The sequence below is a fragment of the Paenibacillus sp. GCM10027630 genome (assembly GCF_042676305.1).
In the GTDB taxonomy this organism is placed as follows: Bacteria; Bacillota; Bacilli; order Paenibacillales; family NBRC-103111; genus Paenibacillus_S.
This window is the reverse complement of sequence record NZ_JBHTGY010000057.1, coordinates 184279-206679: the sequence shown is the minus strand read 5'-3', so window position 1 is coordinate 206679 and position 22401 is coordinate 184279. Positions and strand designations below refer to the sequence as shown.

Genomic DNA, 22401 nt, shown 5'->3' with positions numbered 1-22401 from the left:
ATAGTTCCATTCTTCCTATGATAAAATCGCCCTGACTGAATCAATAACCCTGTATTGATCTTCTTCATTCATCTTCGTATATATGGGCAAGCTTACTGTCTTCTCATAAGATGATAATGCATTTGGAAAATCGCTTGGTGATAACGAGTACGTGTCACGCCAATATGGATGCAAATGCAAAGGAATGAAATGAACACTACAACCAATCCCACATGACGCCATTCTCTCTATGAAACTATCACGGCTAATGGTAGTTTCAGCCAATCTAATAACATAGAGATGCCAAGCGTGGATATCATTTCTCAACGCCTTGGGCGGCAGAACTATAGGTAATTTAGCAAGCTCTTGATCATACAACTCGGCCATTTTTTTTCGCTTCTGTTGGAACATCCTAACTTTCTTAAGTTGATGAATTCCCAGAGAAGCCGCCAAATCTGTCATATTGTATTTATAACCAGGCGCAACAATTTCATATTGCCATGATGGTTTCGTTGATGTATATCGATCAAATGCATCCCTACTTATTCCGTGCAATCGCATGACCTTACATCTCTCAGCTATCTTACTATCTCGAGTGATTATCATTCCACCTTCACCGGTCGCAATCGTTTTGGTGGCATAGAAGCTATATACAGTAACATCAGTCTTGAGTGTGCCGATTAGATCACCTTTGTAAGTTGTCGGCATAGCATGTGCTGCATCTTCAACTACCTTTAATCCATGCTTTCTAGCTATTGTAATAATTGGATCCATGTCGCAAGACAGTCCTGCAAAATGAACTGGAATAATTGCTTTTGTTCTCGGAGTAATCACCGCTTCAAGTTTACTCGGATCTATGTTGAACGTTGTAGAATCAATATCAACAAAAATAGGATCCGCTCCCAAGTAGCGAATTACTTCTGCTGTAGCTGTAAAGGTATACGGGGTTGTAATCACCTCATCGCCAGGACCTACACCTATAGCCTCTAACGCAAGATGTAATCCAGAAGTTGCAGAATTTACCGAAATTGCTTCGACATTTCCCCCTAGAAAATCGACAAAGTCTTGCTCAAACCTTTTAGTCTTGGGACCAGTTGTCAGCCATCCAGAACGTAACGAATCAACAACTTCAGCAATTTCTTCTTCCCCGATATCTGGCAATGCAAATGGTAAAAAAGATGACATAAATATACCTACCTTCACTTCATTTTATCTGTGGTGCTTTATTGGTTCTTTAGTAATTGATCATCTGGTACTTCTCTTAAAAATTTAGCAGGTGACCCAACAACCAATTCACGTGATATTACATTTCTAGTAACAACACTACCTGCTGCAACAACCCCATCTTCCTCAATTACTTTGCCTGGTAAGATTGTTGAGTTAGCACCAATACGACCGCCCGTTCTTACGGTTACACCTTTAAACTTAGTTAATCGTTCCTTCGTACGCCCCATGTAATTATCATTAGTCGTAACAACATAGGGAGCTATAAATACATAATCGCCTAACGTGGAATAAGCCGTGATGTAGCTATTAGTTTCTAGCTTACACTTTAGACCGATGGTACAATCATTCTCAACAGCAACACCACGACCAACAATAGTTCTCTCACCAATCGATACACGCTCGCGAATGGTAGCCAAATCTGCCACAAACACATCATTAGCCAATTCAGCATTGGCATAAATAATAGCAGAAGTACCAATAGTGCAACCACTTCCTATAATCGTCGGGGGAAGCTTATTAACGTCTGGCAATATTGAGTTCTTGGCCCTTGTCGGTTGCTTACCAATGACAACGTTATCCTGAATTATCGTGTAGCTTCCAATCTTACAACCATCATAAATGACAACATTATGACCAATGGTTACATGCTCACCAAACTCGACATGTTCACCTATCACAGCATTTTTACCTATTACAAGAGAATCAGGATACATTGGAATCTCCCTCACTTAAAGAAATCGTTTATACGAGCTACAATTTTGTTTGAGGCCTTAGCATCACCATAAAGATTTTCTTTATATATTGATTTATGTCCCTTTTGTAAAATCTCACTCAAATCCATCTTTATTGGATCTACTAATCGGTTCCAGCCACAGTGTATTGTCTCAACCCATTCCGTTTGATCACGAATCGTGTAGCAAGGTACCTTAGCAAAATAAGCTTCTTTTTGAACTCCACCTGAATCTGTAATGATGCCTTTTGCGTATTTTTCCAAAATTAACATCTCTAAATATGACACAGGTTGAATTAGTTTAATATGTTTTGACTCATTAATTTGTTTGAATAAACCCAGCTCATTTATATATTTTTCAGTTCGCGGGTGTATAGGAATAATCACATCTTCTTCCAACTGGAGGAACGACTTTATAATAGCCGATAATCTTAAAGGATCATCCGTATTCTCTGCTCGGTGAATCGTTGCTAAGTAATACCCTTTTTCATTTACCCCAAATTGTGAGACAGCATATTTCTCTTCCGCTAATGTGGAATGATTAACGACAGCATCATACATAACATCCCCGACCAAATATACATGGTCAGATATATTCTCCGCCTTAAGATTGTTTACAGCAGTTTCAGTTGGAGAAAATAGCATATCTGAAATATGATCCGTTAGAACACGGTTTACTTCCTCCGGCATTTTTTTATTAAAACTTCTAAGACCTGCTTCGATATGGAATAGAGGTATATGCATTTTGCTGGCGGCTAGTGCCCCAGCCAGAGTAGAGTTCGTATCACCGTATACTAATACTCCATCGGGTCTTTGCTCTAACAGGACCTCCTCAATTTTCTTGAGCATTTCCCCCGTTTGTTGCCCATGGCTCCCCGAACCTATCCCTAAATCATAATCTGGTTTCGGAATACCAAGTTCATCAAAGAAAACCCCTGCCATTTTATAATCATAATGTTGCCCCGTGTTTACTAATATTTCTTTATAGGATTCTCGCAATACTTGGGATACTGGGGAAACTTTTATAAACTGCGGCCTTGCACCTACTATAGTTACAATCTTATTCATGTTATTTCTCCTTATAAAAATCAGCAATTTTCGCTACAACATATTGCTGTTGTTCGGTTGTTAATTCAGGGAAAATTGGTAATGATATTGCTTCCTCCGCAGCTTTTTCTGTATGCGGAAGATCCCCTTCTTTATAACCCAATTCCGAAAATACCGGCTGAAGATGTAAAGGTTTTGGATAATAAATCATGGTTGAGACCCCTTGTTCTTGTAAAAAAGATTGAAGCTCATCACGTCTTTTAACGCGAAGCGTATATTGATGGTATATATGATGATGGCCTTCAGCCTCAACAGGTGTTTGAACTTTACTATTTGAGACTTGCTCATTCAACAGCTCTGTATAATTTGCTGCCTTTTCCCTCCTTAGGCGACTCCAGTCATCTAAATGTGGAAATTTAACATTTAGAATAGCAGCCTGCATTTCGTCCAAACGACTGTTATACCCTAGTACGTGATGATAATACTTAGGCTTGCTACCATGAACACGAATCACACTGATTTTCTCGGCTAACTCAGCATTATTCGTAACTATCATTCCTGCATCGCCGTAAGCACCCAGATTTTTTGTTGGAAAGAAACTGTAACAGCATGTATCTCCGAACTCACCAACCTTTCTACCTTTGTATTCTGAACCAATTGCTTGTGCAGCATCTTCAATAACGTATAACCTATACTTTTTCGCAATCTCCAAAATAGGGTCCATGTCCGCTGTCTGACCATACAAATGAACTGGAATAATAGCCTTTGTTTTACTTGTTATCTTTTCTTCAATAAGTGATGGGTCAATATTGAACGTTACTGGATCAATATCTACAAAGACAGGTATCGCTCCAATTCTTGCAATTGCGCCCGCCGTAGCAAAAAAAGTAAATGACGTGGTGATAACTTCATCCCCCGGCCCTACTCCGCATGCCATTAAAGAAATATGCAAAGCGTCGCTGCCATTGGCTACACCGATTCCATACTTTACTTGACTGTATTCAGCTATATCTGCTTCTAGTTTCTTGACATTAGGCCCTAAGATAAAATGACTGGTACTCATTACTGCTTCTAGCGCATCTTGGATTTCAAGTTTGAGTTGACTATATTGGATGGTAAGATCTAGCATAGGCACTTTCATATATTTACCCCACCTTTACTATTTTTAGTAACGTTGCTATGATAATTTTAATATCAACCCACAGTGATCTTGTTTCTATGTAGTGTAAGTTGAGGTTAAGTTTATCAATCATTATTTCCTCAATATATGTTTTTTCCGGATCTTCACTCTTGTCTAAAATCGAGCTTTCATCACTGTACTTAATTGAGGCGTAGTCGGTTATACCTGGTCTAGTATGAAGTACACGCATTTGTTCATCTGTATAAAGTTCTGTGTAACGCGGCACTTCAGGTCTTGGACCTACAAAACTCATATCCCCTTTGAGAACATTGAATAACTGCGGTAACTCATCCAGTTTGTACTTCCTGAGAAAATGCCCTGTTTTGGTAATACGCGGATCCACTCCGATAGTAATTTGTTTGCCTAACTTTTCTGCATCTGTGACCATAGTACGAAATTTATAAATATAGAACAGACGATTGTATCTTCCGACTCTAATCTGTTTAAAAATTACGGGACCTTTAGAATCTAGTTTTATTGTTATACAAATAACTATATATACAGGCAGCAGCATAATTATTGCAGCCGCTGATAAAACAATATCAAACGTCCGTTTAATTACAAAAAACATAGTCACACCTACTAATTAGCTGAATTTATATTAACTCTAGTAATTTTTTTTCAAAGTTATCAACGATGGTGTCTCTAGAATAATTTTTTATTACATATTCCCGACCCTTTTTACCCATCTCCGCTTTAAATTTTGGATCATTGTATAGCTTCAAAACTGCATTAGCTATTTCAACTGCATTTTCTGGTTCTACAGCCATTCCCCCACCGGATCGTTCTATTAATTTTTTTGCTTCACCATCTACCGCTAAAATAATGGGTAGCTCAGAAGCGAGAGCCTCGAACATTTTCGAGGGCAGTGCACCTTTAAATAGATCTATTTTTTTAAGTGGTACTATAGTCGCACTCATAGAAGCAATAAGAGACGGCATCTTAGATTTAGGTTGAAGTGCTATGAATCGAACATTGGCAAGCTGCATTCGCCTTGCTTTATCAAGGAGTCTAGCCTTTTCGGGACCTTCTCCAATCATTAGGAACTCTATGTTATCATACTCTCTTAAAATATGAGCAGTTTCCAATATAACATCCAGGCCTTGAGCGATTCCAATAATTCCCGCATAGCATACTGAGAATTTATTCTTAACTCCCAGTTCAGTCTGTACTTCATCGTTTTGATTTTGGCTACGGAATAAGTTAGTATCAACTCCATTAGTAAGCAAATAAGTATTCTTGAATCCTCTCTTATTTATATCTTCATTGATCCCTTGTGTTTGGCCTGTTATTAACGCACTTTTTTTGTAACAAAACTCTTCCAGCCATGTTGATAGTTTAATTAGCAACTTATTATGCAATACACCAAGCTTTATAGCTGATTCTGGCCATAAATCAGAAATATTAAAAACAAACTTCGCCTTCTTTAATTTGCTCATTATGTAACCAGACATTCCTAGAAATAAAGGTGGAGATTCTGTTATCACTATATCTTGCTGCTTAATAATAAAGCCACCAAATAAAACCGATGATATTGTAAATGAAAAATAGTTCATAAGCCTAGGAATGAAGCCTGAGTTTTTGCTTACATACAGCCACGTCCTTATCACACGAATATCGTCCATTGTTTCTTGTGAAATGAGTTTGCCCCGATAACGCTCAAATATTTCGTTTGCTGGGTAATTGGGCATTCCTGTCAATACTGTTACGCTATGTCCTTTCTTAACAAGTAGTTTAGCCAATTCAAATATTCGATTTTGCGGAGCGCCGACTTCCGGAGGGAAATATTGAGTTAAAAATAATATTTTCATTCTACTACTCCAATTATCCATGTAATATTTTCTTATCTCAGTTTGTTTTTTGTATCCAGCATAGCACGTGCGTTCTTAGTAAGGGAATTAAATTACAGATGGAGTACATGCTCGGATGAAGTTTTGTAACTCTCCTGCTAATAGGCGGTGCTAAAGTTAATCTCCAAGTTTTTATTTTCCCATCCGGAAATAGTTTTTGTATATTACTAACCGAAACTCCTCTTACATCACTGTTATTGGGATTATTATAAACGAAATCATACCATAATACCCCACCACCGGGCTTAACTAAAGACCACATGTGTTTTGCAAGTTTTTGTTGAAATTCATAGTCTAATATTGATGTAAATACTGTTGATTGAAGGACAACATCAAAGGAGCTTTCCTTAAGATCTAAATTTGATGCATCGCCTAGTATTAGGCTAACAGCTTCAGGCAAATAATGTCTAGCATGTTTACAGCGCTCTTCCAACAATTCGTTCCCTACCAAATTCTCAGGAGAAAAACCAATCTTAATAAATTGCAATAAATTCCCTCCCGAGCCACAACCAACTTCAAGTAATTTCACTTCTGAGATAGGTAACAGCTTCGAATATTTGATCCAACGTATTAGTGCACGTTCTTTTTCCTGCTGACTGAAATAAACCTCAGGATTTAAAAAAGAATATAAGCTTTCCTCATTAATATCATTTCTTCTCTTATAACGTTCTTGAATTTTTTGGACTTCGTTCATATTTTTCATCCTCATTAGGCTGTTATATCAAGTTCTGAAAGACAACAAGCTTAGTTTATTTTTGTTTGAAAATAATTGCACTTAATATTCATATAATATTACGCTAAATGTTTTTCAAACTTTCTTAGCCAAATCTCCAATGCTAGAGGATTAAATATATCCTTAAACCATATGTTTCCGCCACTGTAAGGTTGTTTACAGTATAATTCGTATTTTTTCATAAGGTTTTCTCTATTCACCAGACCATATTTAAACATTAAACTTTCTTGGCCAAAGTACTTTAGAACTCCAATTCTCAATTCCTTCTTTAACCACTCGCTTTCCGGATTGATAAATCCCTGCTTATCTTTTCTCCATGTAATTTCTGGGGGCAGCATTGGCTCCATAACTTTACGGAATATATATTTAGTCCATCCTTTTTTTAGTTTGAATTCAGTAGGAACTGAATTCAATAATTCAATTAATCTATAATCTAAAAAAGGCACACGAACTTCTCGAGACCACGCCATTGACATTCGATCTTCATAATGAGTAAGTACTGGTATTGAGAAATGTTTAATATCAAGCGCCTGCCGTTCAATAACTGTCATACCAGAAGTTAAGCCAACAAACTTTGGCATATAGTGTTCGAGGCTTTCCCCCCGTATATCTAACTCCCTTGGCTTTAAATATTGTGGCATATAACGCTTAGCTTCTTGTATATTGAATTGACTTAATATCGTTCCTTGTTTATAAAACGATCCCAATGTTTTACCCGCTTCGATGTATCTACCTTGGTTTACTAAAGATTGAATATAGAATCCAAGGTATTTTTTGTAACCGCAGAGTAGTTCATCGGCACCCTGCCCGCTTAAAATTACTTTTATATTCTGTTCACTTGCCTGCTTCATCAATAAATAATGCGCGACATTTGAAAAACTACCAACTGGTTCGTCATTAAACCAACAGACTTCCTCTAAATAATCAAATGCTCGATTAGGGTGAAAATCTAAAACTACTTTGTGAACATCACGGTTTAAATGTTTTCCCATAATATTTATAAATTTTGATTCATCATAACGAGCATCTGTACTAACTGCCGATAGTAAATTAAGTTCGGAATTTCTCCCCAATACTTGTTGCATAACTGCGGCAATTGAAGAGGAATCGATTCCCCCTGAGAGTAAGACCCCTACTGGAACATCGCTTCGTAAACGTAGACGAACCGCATCTATGAATAACTCACGAATTTCCTCTATTAATTTTTCTTCTGAATAGAAATGATACACATCAGTAGTAATTGTCCAATAAGGCTTTATATCAAGTTTAATATTATCTGTAGACAGGTCAATCTCACAAAAATGAGCAGCTGGTATTTTTTTTATTCCCTCAAATAGGGTATTTGTCGTTGTTTCTAATAATGATTGAACTAAATATTCACCTATTAATTGATTATTAAGCGTAAATTTATTGGGGGCCATCTCTAAAATTGTTTTTACCTCTGAAGCAAGATACAATTGATTATTATATAGATAATAATTGAGAGGCTTAACACCAGCTCTGTCTCTAGCAAGTATAAGTCGATTATTTTGGGGATCTAACCAAGCAAAGGCCCACATCCCATTAAACTTACTAAGTGCTTCAAGTGGCCCCCAATGATTAAGAGCAGTAAGAACAACTTCTGTATCCGTATCACTTTTAAACCTATGGCCAAGTTGCTCTAATTCTAATTTCAATTCTTTATAATTATAGACCTCCCCATTGTATATAATGGACCCAAATTCTTGCTTAAAACACATTGGTTGGTCGCCCATATTTGAAAGATCTAGGATAGATAAACGTTGGTGACCAAATCCTACTTTCCAATTATTTAAATCTTTTATTACAAATCCCTGCGAGTCTGGGCCACGATGTCCTTGGACCTTCTGAGCGTTTAATAACATATGTTCAATATCTCGATTGTATTGTTTTTGAATAATAATTCCAGTAATTCCGCACATTAAACGCTCAACTCCTTGTAAACACCTAATAGTACTTTTGACTCTATATCCCAATTGTATTTTTCCTGAATAGCCAGTCTTCCATTGTTCCCCATTTTTTCGGCCTCCAAAGGATGGCTAATGATCCATTTAACAGCATTTGCGATATCATTAGGATTCAAGGGGTCTACACAAATTCCGCACTGACTATCTGTAATAATTTCCTTCCAAATAGGGAAGTCAGATGCTATAACGGGTATACCTGCTGACATATACTCAAATAATTTAATCGGTAGTGAATCAATAAAACTTTTAATAGGATTAAGCACAACTAAACCAGCCATTGAGCGATTTAAAGTATCAGCAACCTCTTTTCTATTCAAATGTCCTAGTTCTACTACTTTATTCCAACCAGACATTCCCATTGCTTTTAATCTCTCATCTTCATAAAAATATTCTCCTCCAAGTATTAACATTACATCTGCTAATTCAGCCGCCTCAATCATATTAAATAATCCACGTATTCCATTGATTCCACCTACATAACAAACGGAGCTCTCTTTACTTTCCCAACGTACACCTGGGCTGTGTAACTCACCATTTATTGGATAATTGTTAATATTTACAGCTTCACAACCTTGAAGTGAAAAACGGTTGCAAATAACCGGTGTAGCAGCTACTACCGTATCAAATCGTTTAGCAGAAAAATTCTCAAATTTTTCAAATAAGCATGCTACTATTTTTCGAAAGGGCCTTGGAATCCATTCTTTTAATTGTATATCTCGGGGCATGTCCTCATGTACATCATATATAACTCTTTTTCCAAACATTTTTAATAACAGCCCTAATGGTATTAGTTCCGGGTCATGAAAATGGTAAATTATCGCTTTTTCTTTGAGCGCCGCTATTAGCAACCTCATATAGGTAATTGTAAATCGTTCCCATCTTTTATTAGGCTTTTTTAATGCCTTTATATAAACAGCATCAATACTTTCATCTTTTTCCGCCGGCACAATATAAATTACTTGATATCCATATTTGGCGAGTGTCTTACATTCTTTGTGAAATATTCGAATATCATAAGGCTGATGAACTGTTGAGAAATGAACAACTTTGATATTATTCAAAATTAACCCCCCATTATTAACCTGTTTATAATCTTTTATTTGGAATAATCAATGTAAGCAGAAGGGCTAATCCAATTCCTCCATTTAAAAGTGCAGTTAGTAGAGATGTATTTGAGAGTGTTAGTGCGGGTACTCCTAGCATTAAAGTAACTAACCGTGTATCTTTATCACATGCAATACTATCAAACAGCCAAAAAACAAACCCAAGTAAAGCAGTTATAACAAATAGACCTAAATAGCCGAAATTTGCATATGAATCCGCCCATAAATTAGCGTTCGCAGAAACGTTTGAATCTCCAAAATAAATATACCCAATTAAACTTGCAGGTTCAAAATCATATGGAGATTGTATAAAAAAACTAAAAATACTGTAACTTAAATAATATTTAGGATGCTGTGAAAAAAACTCAAAATAATAAGCTGTTAGAAGACCAGGTATTCCTATTGTTCTTTCTACAAACAAAGAAAATAAATAAACATTCTGGAACCAAAGATATGTTATTATCGAAAGGACGCTCAACAGATTTGCACCCCACACCATAAAAACACCCATAAACTTACCTTTATATTGTATTGAAATTAAAAGGGCAAATATTAGTAGACCTGATAAAAGAACACTTTTAAATCCAGTTATAGAGTATATCATTAAGTCACCAACAATACCTATTATGACTGGAGTTATTCTTTTGTTGATTAATCCATATGCAATTAAAAATGGGTTTAATATATTTGACTGCCAACTGATAATATAGATTGGTAATCTCCCATAATTTGCTAGTGAAGTCTTATAAATATTCCGAACCCCATATACATCATCTAAAGATACAATATTAAACTGAATTCCAAAGACATAGATGATATACGCATAAAATAACGAAATCGTAATGGAAATTATTATCCAGAAATAATGTCTAGGTATACTCATTTGCTTGATAGTCAACAAGGGCATCTTGTATATAAATGATAGAAACATAAATGCAATTAATAAACAAAACTCAAAAATAAATATTTGGCTATGTTCTATAGAAGTCACATTAAAAGGAATTATTTGAACAGGAATAAATACTATAACATAAAGAAACAAATAAACAATTTGTGATGGCCTTAAAAGACTGACCGGTACCCAAAAAGATGGTAATATGGCAATAAACATACAAGTAATTGAAAAAAAAGAAGGCTCCTTTATATTAAAACCCATGTAACCATATCTAGGAGATAAAATTTGTGCATATGCCCAGCTTAATAAAAAAACGTAAGTAATAGAACCGAATATTATGCCTATTCTAAGCTTCATTAAGATCCTCCCAGATTCATTTGCTTACCTTTTTGAGAATCAATAGTCTTCATAAAGCAACAACAACTTAAGTTAAGTGCCCGGCAGATTCATTTCATATTTGAACCGGATTTCGCTACTTCTTATCTCTCTAGATGCCTTAAACTATTTATGAATTCTTAGTTTTTATTACAGAGAAGCGTTGAATTAATGGGAGAACCCATTCAACCTTCCAACGATATAATATAAAAATAAATATTATCATTGTTAATAATCCTGTAATAAAATTTGAAATTATTACAATCATCAATTCATCCTTGAAGTGAAGCATATCAATTACTGTATCATTAACCCACATTAACAAAGCTAACGATAAAGTTAAAATAAAAGTTTTTAACAAAATAATTAGGTCATTAAATAAAAATGGGGGACGAAGTAAAAGCACCACAAGAATAATTGTCATAATTCCAAGTACAATTAGTGAAGCAGCAGAAGCTATTGCTAATGACATACTACTATTGATTAAATCAGAAGATGAAAGAATCTTGTATAGAATGAGCAATACAGATAGAGCAACACTAAGTGTTAATGTATTTAAAGGTTTTGAAGAGAGTGCATCCAATAAATTCCTTAAAACTTCATATATCATATAGAAGGGAAATGCTAACGAAACAATCATTGTAAGTATTACTTGTTCATTTAAATTTATATTAAGCCAAATATGAAGTATTTGAGGTCCTTTAAACATCCACAAGAAAAAGAATAATGAACTAAGATGAATTGTTGATAAAATTAAATTTCTTGATAAATAGGACAACTCTTTTTTTCTACCTTGCATCATTAATTCTGCTCCTCTTGGTAGTAAAACAATTCCTATTGGACTCACAGCTGATGAAAACATAAATATAATATTAAGTCCAGCAGTAATCGCTACTACTCCAAGCATTTCGCCTTGATTTGCCAAAATAATTGAACCTAGAGAAAGAAGGAACGCTGAAACAAAAAAGCTTGGAACTCTAGGTAAGCCGTATAACATAACTTGTTTAAAAACTCTACAATAAGAATATATATCAAATTGTCCTCTAAAGTTAAAATCTTTCAGTATATTAGCTAAAAATATTATTGAAACAGCGATCATTGTGAATCCAATTGTTGAAACTATATACGCTATATTCTTTTGAGGAATAAGTAAAACAATAAACGGTACAAAACCTATGTTAATTAACGTCATAAAGTTAGCAAATTTTATATTTAACATCCCACGGTAAAGAGCAAATACAAAGGAATGAAAACATAATCCTATTATCAAAATCATCATTGGAAGTCCGAGCATTTTCCATGATGTTCCGAGCAGCATTTCTCCCCACTTATTTGGAAGAAACAACGTCCCCAGAAGTACTATAACTAATACAAATAAAATTGGAAGACTAGTAGCAAATGTATATTGCAAGCGAATTTTTGTATCATCTTTTTTAGCAAGAGCCAGATATCTTGTCAGAGCTATTGGCAGTCCAAGCATTAAAAGAGGAACTAACACAGTAGTTACTCTTCTAATTAACATATATTCCCCCATTCCGCTAGCCTCTAATACTCGAGCAGCGATACCATAACTTGCTAAACTCAAGAGCGTAGTTAATAGGGTACTAATTAAGGTCCAAAATATATCGCTAGAAAGAACACTTCTTTTAATCATAATATCTCCTGATTGCTGTTTTCAAATTAGTTTATTTTTCTTCAGACACAGCAAGTAAACAACTGGTAATCGCTTGTAAGAGCGGTCCGGATCCCCATCTAATGGATTGAATATTATATTTTAAACCGAATCGTTTCATTGAGGCAACATCCCCAGTCTTCTCAATTAAGAATTTATCAATTGCCTTTTGTAGCATCTTAGGTAATATGTTTTTTAACTTAATATTAAGATAGTCTGGTAATGGGACCCTTCTATGGAATATTTCAAATATTGCATTTATACCTTCTGAATATCCTACAACCTCCGTTTCACGCCGTTTCCCTGGAAAATAAAATCCCGTTCCATCTTCATTAAATAAATGATTAATATAATAATCTAATCCTTTTATTAAACTTTTGTGAATATCTTTTCTAATTTCATCTGAAAGATCACCAATATGCCAGATAACAGCTAACGCAGCTAAATTCATAGCAGTGTGATGATTATCTATAATTCCTTCTCCACCTAATTTTTCATAGTGTCTCTTTGTACAGTAGTACCATTGACCTTCATTTTGTTGTTCATTAACAATCATCTTTGTTAATCCCAATAAGTGTTTTTGCATTTCTGTAGTTCTTAAATCTAAAGGAATCTCTGCAAGTAAAACTGCCATGTCTGCGCTAGTATTAATTACTTCATCATTAGTATATGGGTAATAACTAATTGTACTTGACCCGTCTTCATAATAGTTTATGTTATGATATATCATCAATCCTTTTGCAGCGTTTATACCATTCTTAATTATATCTGAATCATTATGTTTTTTCCCAACCCTAAGAAATAAAGTCCCAAGTCTTGTCCCAAAATGGGCACAAGACGGGGGAACTTTGGAAACATTCCTATCACTCCACTGTAATCCATGGTGCTTATATACACTACCCCAACAAAGATGTTCTGCATCTACTTTTAAATCGTAGGCTAACCGACACATTTCTTTAGCAAAGAATGAATCGTATTTTGTGTTTATAGCTTCCATTTGCAAGTAAGACATTCCCAAGTGATAGAACGCTGTTGGAAAAACTGTCTTTTTAATCCCTAATATTCTCCGCCAAGCAATAGGAAATAAAATGTCGGGTACTCTTAAAAAGTAACCAATATATCTCCCAAATGGTCGATACAATAAATTAATGTATAATGGATGACTTAAGATATCGCCATAATCATATCTCTCAAAACCCTCAGAATGAACCTTCTCATTAATAGTATGCCAAATCTCCAGTAAATCTTCTCTATAAAACATCTTCACTTCTCCCTAATAAAAAATGCATGAGCCTAGCAGTCTATGCGCAACACTCTGCATACAAACTATCAGTAAGCACTGCAGGTTGTTTAAGGTTAGACACGGGTACTATCCCTTACCAGTTACACAACTAACCTTACTTCTTATTTTCCTACAACGAATTATAATTTACAAATTTTACCAGAAACCTCAATGTTCTTCATAACATTTCTAGTATCAAATATTACTTTTGCATTACTCCCGATCAATTTATAATCAAATGTAGAATGGTCAGTCGTAATTACAGTAATATCACTCTCTTCCAACTGTTTCTTCGTTAATAAAACGGTTTCGTACAAATTCCCTTTGTTTCTAAATTTGGATACAAATGGATCACTACAAATAACATTTGCACCCTTTTTCTCAAGCAATTCAATAATTTTCAGAACAGGTGACTCTCGATAGTCATCAATATCCTTCTTATATGCAACTCCGAGCAAATAAACCGTTGACCCCTTAATCGGCTTAGACTCTTCATTCAATATATGCCCAATTCTTTCAACTACAAAATCCGGCATACTGTTATTAATCTCCCCGGCTGTCTCTATTAACCGAGTATGATAGTTGTATTCTCTAGCTTTCCAAGTTAAATAAAAAGGGTCTATGGGTATACAGTGACCACCAAGCCCAGGACCTGGGTAAAATGCCATAAATCCATATGGTTTTGATTTCGCAGCATCTATTACTTCCCAGACATCGATGCCCATCTTATTACAGAGAATAGCCATTTCATTCGCTAAAGCTATATTGATATTACGAAATGTGTTTTCTAAAATTTTCTCCATTTCCGCTATTGCAGGACTAGAAACCTCATGAACTTCCCCGTCTAGAACGGCTTTATACATAGTAGAGGCAACTCTAGTACATTCTTCTGTAACCCCACCAACGACCTTTGGGGTATTTTTGGTATTAAATTGTTTGTTACCAGGATCTACCCGTTCAGGTGAATACGCAAGAAAAAAATCTACACCACACTTTAATCCGGACTCCTCCAGAATAGGACGGACTAGTTCTTGCGTCGTTCCCGGATATGTAGTACTTTCTAATACAACTAACATACCCGGATGCAAGTAACGGGCGATTTCACGTGTTGAAGATTCTACATAGCTTGTATCTGGCTGCTGATATATATCTAGGGGAGTTGGTACACAAATCGTCACTGCATCTACATCTTTAACAAAAGAGAAGTCCGATGTAGCCTTTAATTTACCCGATTTCACTATCTCCCTCAAGTCATCATCTATAACATCCCCAATATAGTTAATTCCGAGATTAACCATATCTACTTTCTTAGCCTGCACGTCAAAGCCAATAACTTTAAATCCAGCTTTCGCTTTTTCTACCGATAGTGGAAGACCCACATATCCTAAACCCACAACTCCAATTGTTGCAGATCGATTTTCTAGTTTACTAATTAGAGAACTTGCATGCTGACCGAGTTCTATCATTTTTGCTGAGATAGACATACTGTTTTTCCTCCATCCTCTGCTGATGAATAAAGAGCTAAAATCAGTTTTAGCGCTTTTTTTCCATCTTCGCCATTCACCATTGGTTGTCGATCCTGCTGTATGGCCTTAATCATATCTTCAATAATGCATTGATGTCCGGGTCGCCCTAAAGGGTTGTGCTTTATTCTTTCTAACATCTGATTCACTTCATCATTGTTCATATCTGATACATTCCAGTGCTCAATCGTACTTATAGTCGTACCGGCAATTTTAACTGTGCCCAAATCTCCAAAAACTGATAGAGTTTCTTCTAAGTTTTTTGGATAAATGGTTACAGCTGCTTCTATTACCCCTAAAGCTCCGTTTTCAAAACGGACAATTCCTACCGCCACATCATCTGCTTCAATATTTCTAAGCCTCGTGGCGGTAAAACTGCTAACTTCTTTCACATCACCCATAATCCAAGTTAAAAGGTCTAAATTATGTATTGCTTGATTCATTAGCACTCCACCGTCAAGCGATTTCGTCCCGCGCCATGGATCTTTGTCATAATACTCTTGATTTCTGTTCCAACGGACAGTCGCATTTGCATGACTTAACTTTCCAAAGCTGCCGGAATCCATCGCTTTCTTAAGCTCAATAACTGCTGGACGAAAACGATTAGGGTGTACTACCGAAAGTTTTACTTGATTATGTTGGCAAGCATTAATGATAAGATCTGCGTCTTCTAATGTAAGAGCAATTGGTTTCTCGACAATCACATGCTTACCTGCATTTGCGACTTGAACTGCTAAAGGTGCGTGAAGCCCACTAGGGGTACATATATTAACAACATCGATTTCTGGATTAAGTAACATCTCCGATAGTTTCGTATACCCAGCAACTCCATAAGCATCTATGTATTCTATAAGCCTACTCTCATTCGTGTCACAAACTGCAACGAGTTGGGCCCCTTCAATTAATAAAATGGCCTCCACATGCTTCTTGGCAATATGCCCACAACCAACTATTGCGAAATTCATTTCTTTACAACCTCTTCTCTATGAAACATATAAGTATGTAGGGACGATATGTTTTAATTCCTCTGTTAACTTACTTTGATCCCCAGACAAAACCTTCTCTAACTTCTTGATCTCAGACTCTAGTTCAGTTCTATTTATTGTCACTGGCTTACCAACAAATATCCGATCATGTTTGGTAGAACTCAATCCCTCTTCATTCGTAAGTAATTCTTCGAACATTTTCTCTCCAGGGCGAATTCCACTAAATTCAATATCTATATCTTCGTAAGGTTCAAAACCAGAGAACCGAATCAAGTCTTCAGCCAATTGAAGTATTCTAACTGGAGCACCCATGTCGAGGATAAATATCTCTCCGCCTTCTGCATATGCACCCGCTTGAACAACTAACTGTACTGCTTCTGGAATTGTCATGAAATAGCGAATCATGTCTGGGTGAGTTACCGTGACTGGCCCTCCCATGACAATTTGCTCCTTGAAGCGTGGAATAACGCTACCGCGACTTCCTAATACATTTCCGAATCTTACAGCAACGAATTTCGTCCTACTAGCTTTATCAAGCGATTGAATCAGCATTTCTGCTATCCGCTTAGTTGTGCCCATGATACTCGTCGGATTAACTGCCTTATCGGAAGAAATTAGCACGAATCTTTCACTGCCGAATCGATCTGCTGCCTCAGCTACATTCTTAGTCCCGAACACATTATTCTTAACCGCTTCGGCCGGATTACGCTCCATTAGAGGAACATGCTTATGAGCTGCTGCATGGAAGACAACCTCCGGTCTGTATGTAGAAAAGACTTCATTTATCCGTTCAGTATCTTGAATATCAGCTATAATGGTTTCTAACTGCAGATCTGGAAATGTTCTTCTCATCTCCATCTCAATCGTATATATACTGTTCTCGCCATGACCTAGCAACAGAAGCCGCTTTGGATGAAATGGCGCGATTTGTCGACATAATTCGGAACCGATGGATCCGCCCGCACCCGTGATTAAAACGGTTTTATTTTTAACATAAGTGGCAATTCCCTCAAGATCTAGTTTCACTTGGTCCCGACCAAGCAAATCCTCCACATCCACATCTCTTATTTCATTTACCGTTACTTTTCCATCAATTAAATCATTGATTCTTGGTATCATTTTTAGCTTAGCCTTTGTCATTTTGCAGACATCAATAATTTCCGACGCTTCTTTCCTGGTAAGAGACGGTATAGTAATAATTATTTCTTCAATCTCTAGCTTCTCAACTGCTTCAACAATACTCGATCTAGATCCAATTACCGGCAGATTCATAATGCGCTGCTTGTGTTTACTCGGATCATCATCGATGAAAGCTACTGGACGGAGCTCTGCATCCTGATTATTGAGCATTTCTTTGACAATAAGAGCCCCACAGTCACCCGCTCCATAAATGAGGGTTTTCCGTTGATGCTTCCCCTTTGTGATAAACAGTCTGTCCCTAACTATTCTCCACGCAAATCGGGAACCTGCTATGCACAACAATAGTGTCTCGTAATTCCGAAGAACAACAGCAATAGGAACTCTAGTAAAAGTTACAGCATACACGGTTATATAAGCTACCACTACACCAAGGGTTACAGCTTTAAATATGGCTACCATTTCACCTATGCTTGCGTACTGCCATATCCGGTTATAGAGCTTAAAAAAACGCATGCTAATCATACAGGTTAATGTTGAAATGATCCCGTACAATAATATCTGATTTACATAATTGGGATGGATATGGCCATCGAAACGAAGTAAATAAGAAGTATATATACTAATCCATACAATCAACATATCCATAAATACTAGCAGCGAAATTCGCTTCTCGTAACTCATATCCATCCCCCGTAATCAGCCTCAACTACTCCTTGGTTCCGTAGTAGTAATAATAATAAGATTCCGCATTTTTGCGATCCATATTGTTAAGAACGACACCAAGAATTCTTGCCTTTACATACTCTAAATTGGCTTTGGCTTTCAATGCCATCTCACGTTTTACTTTACCAGAGTCCATAACCAGAACAACGCCATCGCATTTGGAGGCAACGATCTGGGCATCTGTAACAGCTAACGCTGGTGGTGTATCAATTAATATAATGTCAAATTGTTCTTTAAGCTCCTCCAGGGTAGCAACCATTCTCTTAGAAGCTAGCATTTCAGAAGGGTTAGGCGGTATGGGTCCTGCAGTGATGATAGATAAGTTAGGAATAGCTGTAGTCCTAACTACCTCGGAGAGATTGGCTTGTCCGGAAAGAACACTCGTGATTCCCCAACGGTTTGTACAATTGAACGTATGATGCATGGTCGGCTTGCGCAAATCTGCATCTATGAGGACTACCCGCTTGTCAGATTGGGCGTAGACAACGGCTAAGTTGGTGATGGTAGTAGATTTCCCTTCCCCGGGGCCTGCAGAGGTAACCATGAGAACTCGGAGCTCTTCATCTATAGCCGAAAACTGGATATTGGTTCTGAGCGTCCGATAAGCCTCTGATATGGGTGATTTAGGGTTCTCATGAGTTATAAGTGGGCGGCTATTCGTTGACAGTAACACGAGATGCTTCACCTGCCTGTAGTTTGGTTAATGATGAGGATGATCTTTCATTAATCAGGTCTTCTTCTTTAATTCGGGCAATCATAGCTAGAGTCGGAAGCTCTAGTACTTTAGTAATATCTTCTTCCGTCTTAATCGTGTCATCCAGATACTCGATCAGGAAGGCAATACCAACCGCAAGCATCAATGATACAACGAAACTGATTGCAATATTAAGTATTTTGTTCGGCTTTACGGGTAGTGCACGTTCCTCAACATCCGCCTCATTCAACAAGGATACGTTGTCTACCTTCATAATTAACGGGATCTCATTTTGAAATACACGTGAAACGGCGTTAACAATACTCGCTGCCTTTTCATACGAAGGATCCTGAACGGCCAATGTCATCACTTGTGTGTTATTCACCGAGCTTACTTGTACCTTGCGGATCAATTCCCTTGCCGTAAGCCCAAACTGCGGGTAATCTTTCTCCACCTTATCCATAATTCGGGGTGTCTTAATAACTTCTTTGTATGTATCTATTAAACGCAAATTCAGGTTGATGGAATTAATGTCTACTTGCTCCATCCCTTGGCGTTCATTCGATTTATTCACTATTAACTTTGTCGAAGCCTCATAGACAGGTGTCAAAAAGAAGAAGCTGACAACCCCTGTAGATAAGGTTGCTACCAGTACAAATATGATAACTAGCCAGATCCTTTTCCTGATGATCCGAATATAGTCTCTCAGATCCAGTTCCATTATTATCCTCCATTCAATCGTGACGAAAATTCAGAATACATCTTGTAAACAAGAAGCATACCCCCCCTTTTGTTTATTCAGAAGAGGAGGTATCTTATGTTTAATATTTTTTTTATTTATTAAGTAGACGATAGATGATTACAGCAGCCTGAGCACGAGTGGAATCGGAGTTAGGGTTGAACGTACCATCCGCTTCACCAACGATAATTCCTTGTGCTGCCGAAAGTGCAACTCCCGCTTTCAATGATTCATTAATGGAGCTTGCATCGCTAAAGCCTTTCAATGCTCCGTTCACATCACTCACTGGATTTAATTGATTAACACTTGTTAGAGCACGCGCAGCGATCGTTGCCATTTCTGCACGAGTTATTTTTCCATTCGGGTCAAACTTCGTATCGGTACGGCCGTTAACCAATCCACTCTTCACAGCTGCCGCAACATAAGGCTTGAACCAATCGGAGTCATTCACGTCATCAAAGCTTTCGGTTGCAGTTGGGTTCTCCAAGCCAAATGTGTTCACGATAAGCTTAGCGAATTCTGCACGAGTTACAGTTCCGTTAGGTACAAATTCACCTGCAGCTCGTCCTTCCAAAATTCCTTTAGCAGCCGCTACTTCAATCTGGCGTCCTGCCCATTCTTTAACCGATGCTGTGTCATTAAATACAACATTGTTTTCTACAACTGTGTAGGTCGAGAAACTACTGCGTTTAGCCTGAAGCTGATTATCCTTAGCGTTATATTTACCGACGAAGATTTGCAGCTTGCCGTCAATAATTTTGGCTAGTGTAAGCTTCTCTACATCAAACTTCGAAACATCTCCAACAGGAAGGCTCAGCTCTACAGGTACAGAGAGATTATTCAATGGTGCGCCATTTGAAGTAAAGTTAATTTCATACACATCGGATGCTACAGGCAACTTCGTAACATCAGTAGCCTCAGTTACAGCCTTCTTCTCTATATTTAATGAAGTTGTTGCCGTAAATGCACTTGGCGCTAACGATACAGTCAGACCGTTGAATTTCAAGCCAATTCTATCCGCACCGTTAGATTTAGCAGCATCAAGAATTTCCTTGGCTACTGGCAGCTCTATCTTGCTCGCACTTATCGAACCGAAATCAAAGGACAATTCGACTTTTGCTTTTGGCGCGTTAGGATCAAGCTCTTTCAAGGCATCTGTCAGCTTCTTCACTTCTGCATTGATATCACTAATCTGCTTCACCAAAGCAGTTACATCCAACTTGGCAACAGCCTTATCGCCCGCCACTGTTACAACAGAGGACAAGTCGATTTTAGCAATCTTGGAGATAGCATCTTCTGTAACAGCCTTAGCTTGCTGCAGCAATTGATCCTTAGCAGCTCCGGTTGCATTTTCTATAGCACTTTTCAAATCACTGATAGCTTTATTTCCCTCAGTTGTTGATCCTGTACTAGGAGCAGGACCTCCGCCTCCACCACCAGATGAACCACCGCTATTACTGCTACCACTACTATTACTTACAACATAACTCAAGGATACATTCTTCTTGAACAACAGCTTCCCATCCAGGCGAGTTGTAGGAGCATTGATTGTACCAGTAATTTGTCCGGTTTGGGTACCATTGGCAGTCATGCTAAGAACAATTCTACCGGATTCGTATTTAACTGTACCAGTTGAGACGTCCGTAGTTAGTGTTAGAACATCCGGCATTGTTTTACCTAAAACAGCAACTGTATAAGTTTGTGTTCTGGAATTTGGAGGATACTCACCAGTTTGTGCAACAACTACTTTTGAGCGGAGAAGTGCAAGGGCTATCATCGTTGTTCCAGAGCGCTGCGCATCATCTACTACGTCCATGATTTTGCTGGCAACTGCTGAAACATCCCCTGCTTGAATATCCAAGTTACGGAAAACGACGCTCAACTTATTATTCCCAGCAACTACGGTTGTGATGGCTGTCTTAATTTCTTCCTTCATCAGCTGCTGACTAGTGGCGATTAAACCTAGCTCCACAAAACTTTTGGCACCAAGCTGTGCGGATATAGCTGCATTAACTGCTAGTGCGAAGTCTGCCGCATCCTGTACGCTCAATGCATCCAGAGTAGTTCCGGACAATTGAGCCAGTTGGCCAAGAATCGCGCGAATTTCAGGGTCGTTCAAAGCATTCGTCAGTTCAGTACTGGAAGTATTGAAGAACAAGCCCAAGCTGCTGAAGAGCTTCAAAATATTTGCATGTGTTAGTTTATCGTATGTATTCGTGTTAGAACCTATTTTAACATCAATCGCAGTCGTAATTTCCGACACAAGACTAACATCAGTCAACCCAGCTAAATTATCGCGTACAGCGCGAATCGGAGCTTTTTCATCTTCACTCCACAAGAAGCTATGTATGTTGACTAATTCATTCGTAATATTCTCTAAGCCTGGAGTAGCCGCATAAGCCTTGCTTATACCAACCTTCTCCAAAACCCCAGAGCTGCTAAGCGGTAAACCCATAATAGAACCAATAACCAAACTAGCTGATAAGGTTGACGCCATTACCTTTTTCTTCATAAATGTCATTCCTCTCTCACTTTTAT

18 protein-coding genes are annotated in these 22401 nt (G+C 37.4%); all 18 read right to left on the bottom strand.

What is annotated here, in order from left to right:
* Positions 1-15 precede the first annotated feature (15 nt).
* The 18 genes from ACFQ0C_RS28725 to ACFQ0C_RS28640 all read right to left on the bottom strand — a co-directional run bounded on the left by ACFQ0C_RS28725 (position 16) and on the right by ACFQ0C_RS28640 (position 22375).
* The gene (locus ACFQ0C_RS28725; protein ID WP_379371798.1) at positions 16-1164 is read right to left on the bottom strand and encodes a DegT/DnrJ/EryC1/StrS family aminotransferase; all 1149 of its coding nucleotides are present in this window, start codon (positions 1162-1164) and stop codon (positions 16-18) included.
* Between the two features lie 38 nt (positions 1165-1202).
* Positions 1203-1919 (bottom strand): N-acetyltransferase, encoded by a 717-nt coding sequence (locus ACFQ0C_RS28720; protein ID WP_379371796.1) that lies wholly within the window; start codon positions 1917-1919, stop codon positions 1203-1205.
* Between the two features lie 11 nt (positions 1920-1930).
* Positions 1931-3004 (bottom strand): non-hydrolyzing UDP-N-acetylglucosamine 2-epimerase, encoded by a 1074-nt coding sequence (wecB, locus tag ACFQ0C_RS28715; protein WP_379371794.1) that lies wholly within the window; start codon positions 3002-3004, stop codon positions 1931-1933.
* 1 nt (position 3005) lies between these two features.
* Positions 3006-4124, bottom strand: a complete 1119-nt coding sequence (locus tag ACFQ0C_RS28710) for a DegT/DnrJ/EryC1/StrS family aminotransferase (RefSeq protein ID WP_379371791.1) — start codon at positions 4122-4124, stop codon at positions 3006-3008.
* A 4-nt stretch (positions 4125-4128) separates the two neighbouring features.
* A complete protein-coding gene (locus ACFQ0C_RS28705) occupies positions 4129-4734 on the bottom strand; it encodes a sugar transferase (RefSeq protein WP_379371789.1) in 606 nt (201 codons plus the stop codon).
* Between the two features lie 25 nt (positions 4735-4759).
* Positions 4760-5974: a glycosyltransferase family 4 protein gene (locus ACFQ0C_RS28700; protein WP_379371787.1), complete on the bottom strand. Its 1215-nt coding sequence runs from the start codon at positions 5972-5974 to the stop codon at positions 4760-4762.
* 37 nt (positions 5975-6011) lie between these two features.
* Positions 6012-6707, bottom strand: coding sequence for a class I SAM-dependent methyltransferase (locus ACFQ0C_RS28695; RefSeq protein WP_379371785.1), 696 nt, complete (start codon positions 6705-6707; stop codon positions 6012-6014).
* Between the two features lie 98 nt (positions 6708-6805).
* On the bottom strand, positions 6806-8686 hold the full coding sequence (asnB, locus tag ACFQ0C_RS28690) for an asparagine synthase (glutamine-hydrolyzing) (protein WP_379371783.1): 1881 nt from the start codon (positions 8684-8686) through the stop codon (positions 6806-6808).
* A complete protein-coding gene (locus tag ACFQ0C_RS28685; RefSeq protein ID WP_379371781.1) occupies positions 8686-9792 on the bottom strand; it encodes a glycosyltransferase family 4 protein in 1107 nt (368 codons plus the stop codon). Before ACFQ0C_RS28685 ends, asnB begins: the two co-directional genes overlap by 1 nt.
* Before the next feature lie 25 nt (positions 9793-9817).
* A complete protein-coding gene (locus ACFQ0C_RS28680) occupies positions 9818-11086 on the bottom strand; it encodes an O-antigen polymerase (protein WP_379371778.1) in 1269 nt (422 codons plus the stop codon).
* Positions 11087-11234: 148 nt separating this feature from the next.
* Positions 11235-12758, bottom strand: a complete 1524-nt coding sequence (locus tag ACFQ0C_RS28675) for an oligosaccharide flippase family protein (protein ID WP_379371776.1) — start codon at positions 12756-12758, stop codon at positions 11235-11237.
* A gap of 31 nt (positions 12759-12789) precedes the next feature.
* Positions 12790-14037: a hypothetical protein gene (locus ACFQ0C_RS28670; protein ID WP_379371774.1), complete on the bottom strand. Its 1248-nt coding sequence runs from the start codon at positions 14035-14037 to the stop codon at positions 12790-12792.
* 161 nt (positions 14038-14198) lie between these two features.
* A complete protein-coding gene (locus ACFQ0C_RS28665; RefSeq protein WP_379371772.1) occupies positions 14199-15542 on the bottom strand; it encodes a nucleotide sugar dehydrogenase in 1344 nt (447 codons plus the stop codon).
* On the bottom strand, positions 15521-16546 hold the full coding sequence (locus ACFQ0C_RS28660; RefSeq protein ID WP_379371770.1) for a Gfo/Idh/MocA family protein: 1026 nt from the start codon (positions 16544-16546) through the stop codon (positions 15521-15523). The genes ACFQ0C_RS28665 and ACFQ0C_RS28660 overlap by 22 nt, the downstream gene beginning before the upstream one ends.
* Before the next feature lie 18 nt (positions 16547-16564).
* Complete coding sequence (locus tag ACFQ0C_RS28655) at positions 16565-18388, bottom strand: polysaccharide biosynthesis protein (protein WP_379371768.1); 1824 nt, start codon at positions 18386-18388, stop codon at positions 16565-16567.
* A gap of 25 nt (positions 18389-18413) precedes the next feature.
* Positions 18414-19103, bottom strand: a complete 690-nt coding sequence (locus tag ACFQ0C_RS28650) for a CpsD/CapB family tyrosine-protein kinase (RefSeq protein ID WP_379371766.1) — start codon at positions 19101-19103, stop codon at positions 18414-18416.
* Complete coding sequence (locus ACFQ0C_RS28645) at positions 19084-19845, bottom strand: YveK family protein (RefSeq protein ID WP_258213988.1); 762 nt, start codon at positions 19843-19845, stop codon at positions 19084-19086. Before ACFQ0C_RS28645 ends, ACFQ0C_RS28650 begins: the two co-directional genes overlap by 20 nt.
* Before the next feature lie 112 nt (positions 19846-19957).
* On the bottom strand, positions 19958-22375 hold the full coding sequence (locus ACFQ0C_RS28640; RefSeq protein WP_379371764.1) for an S-layer homology domain-containing protein: 2418 nt from the start codon (positions 22373-22375) through the stop codon (positions 19958-19960).
* Positions 22376-22401 lie beyond the last annotated feature (26 nt).

Excerpts from the sequence above, each read along its gene's own strand:
- ACFQ0C_RS28725 (WP_379371798.1), bottom strand. The coding sequence starts at position 1,164 with ATGTCATCTTTTTTACCATTTGCATTGCCAGATATCGGGGAAGAAGAA.
- ACFQ0C_RS28720 (WP_379371796.1), bottom strand. The coding sequence starts at position 1,919 with ATGTATCCTGATTCTCTTGTAATAGGTAAAAATGCTGTGATAGGTGAA.
- wecB (WP_379371794.1), bottom strand. The coding sequence starts at position 3,004 with ATGAATAAGATTGTAACTATAGTAGGTGCAAGGCCGCAGTTTATAAAA.
- ACFQ0C_RS28710 (WP_379371791.1), bottom strand. The coding sequence starts at position 4,124 with ATGAAAGTGCCTATGCTAGATCTTACCATCCAATATAGTCAACTCAAA.
- ACFQ0C_RS28705 (WP_379371789.1), bottom strand. The coding sequence starts at position 4,734 with ATGTTTTTTGTAATTAAACGGACGTTTGATATTGTTTTATCAGCGGCT.
- ACFQ0C_RS28700 (WP_379371787.1), bottom strand. The coding sequence starts at position 5,974 with ATGAAAATATTATTTTTAACTCAATATTTCCCTCCGGAAGTCGGCGCT.
- ACFQ0C_RS28695 (WP_379371785.1), bottom strand. The coding sequence starts at position 6,707 with ATGAACGAAGTCCAAAAAATTCAAGAACGTTATAAGAGAAGAAATGAT.
- asnB (WP_379371783.1), bottom strand. The coding sequence starts at position 8,686 with ATGTGCGGAATTACTGGAATTATTATTCAAAAACAATACAATCGAGAT.
- ACFQ0C_RS28680 (WP_379371778.1), bottom strand. The coding sequence starts at position 11,086 with ATGAAGCTTAGAATAGGCATAATATTCGGTTCTATTACTTACGTTTTT.
- ACFQ0C_RS28675 (WP_379371776.1), bottom strand. The coding sequence starts at position 12,758 with ATGATTAAAAGAAGTGTTCTTTCTAGCGATATATTTTGGACCTTAATT.
- ACFQ0C_RS28670 (WP_379371774.1), bottom strand. The coding sequence starts at position 14,037 with ATGTTTTATAGAGAAGATTTACTGGAGATTTGGCATACTATTAATGAG.
- ACFQ0C_RS28665 (WP_379371772.1), bottom strand. The coding sequence starts at position 15,542 with ATGTCTATCTCAGCAAAAATGATAGAACTCGGTCAGCATGCAAGTTCT.
- ACFQ0C_RS28660 (WP_379371770.1), bottom strand. The coding sequence starts at position 16,546 with ATGAATTTCGCAATAGTTGGTTGTGGGCATATTGCCAAGAAGCATGTG.
- ACFQ0C_RS28655 (WP_379371768.1), bottom strand. The coding sequence starts at position 18,388 with ATGAGTTACGAGAAGCGAATTTCGCTGCTAGTATTTATGGATATGTTG.
- ACFQ0C_RS28645 (WP_258213988.1), bottom strand. The coding sequence starts at position 19,845 with ATGGAACTGGATCTGAGAGACTATATTCGGATCATCAGGAAAAGGATC.
- ACFQ0C_RS28640 (WP_379371764.1), bottom strand. The coding sequence starts at position 22,375 with ATGAAGAAAAAGGTAATGGCGTCAACCTTATCAGCTAGTTTGGTTATT.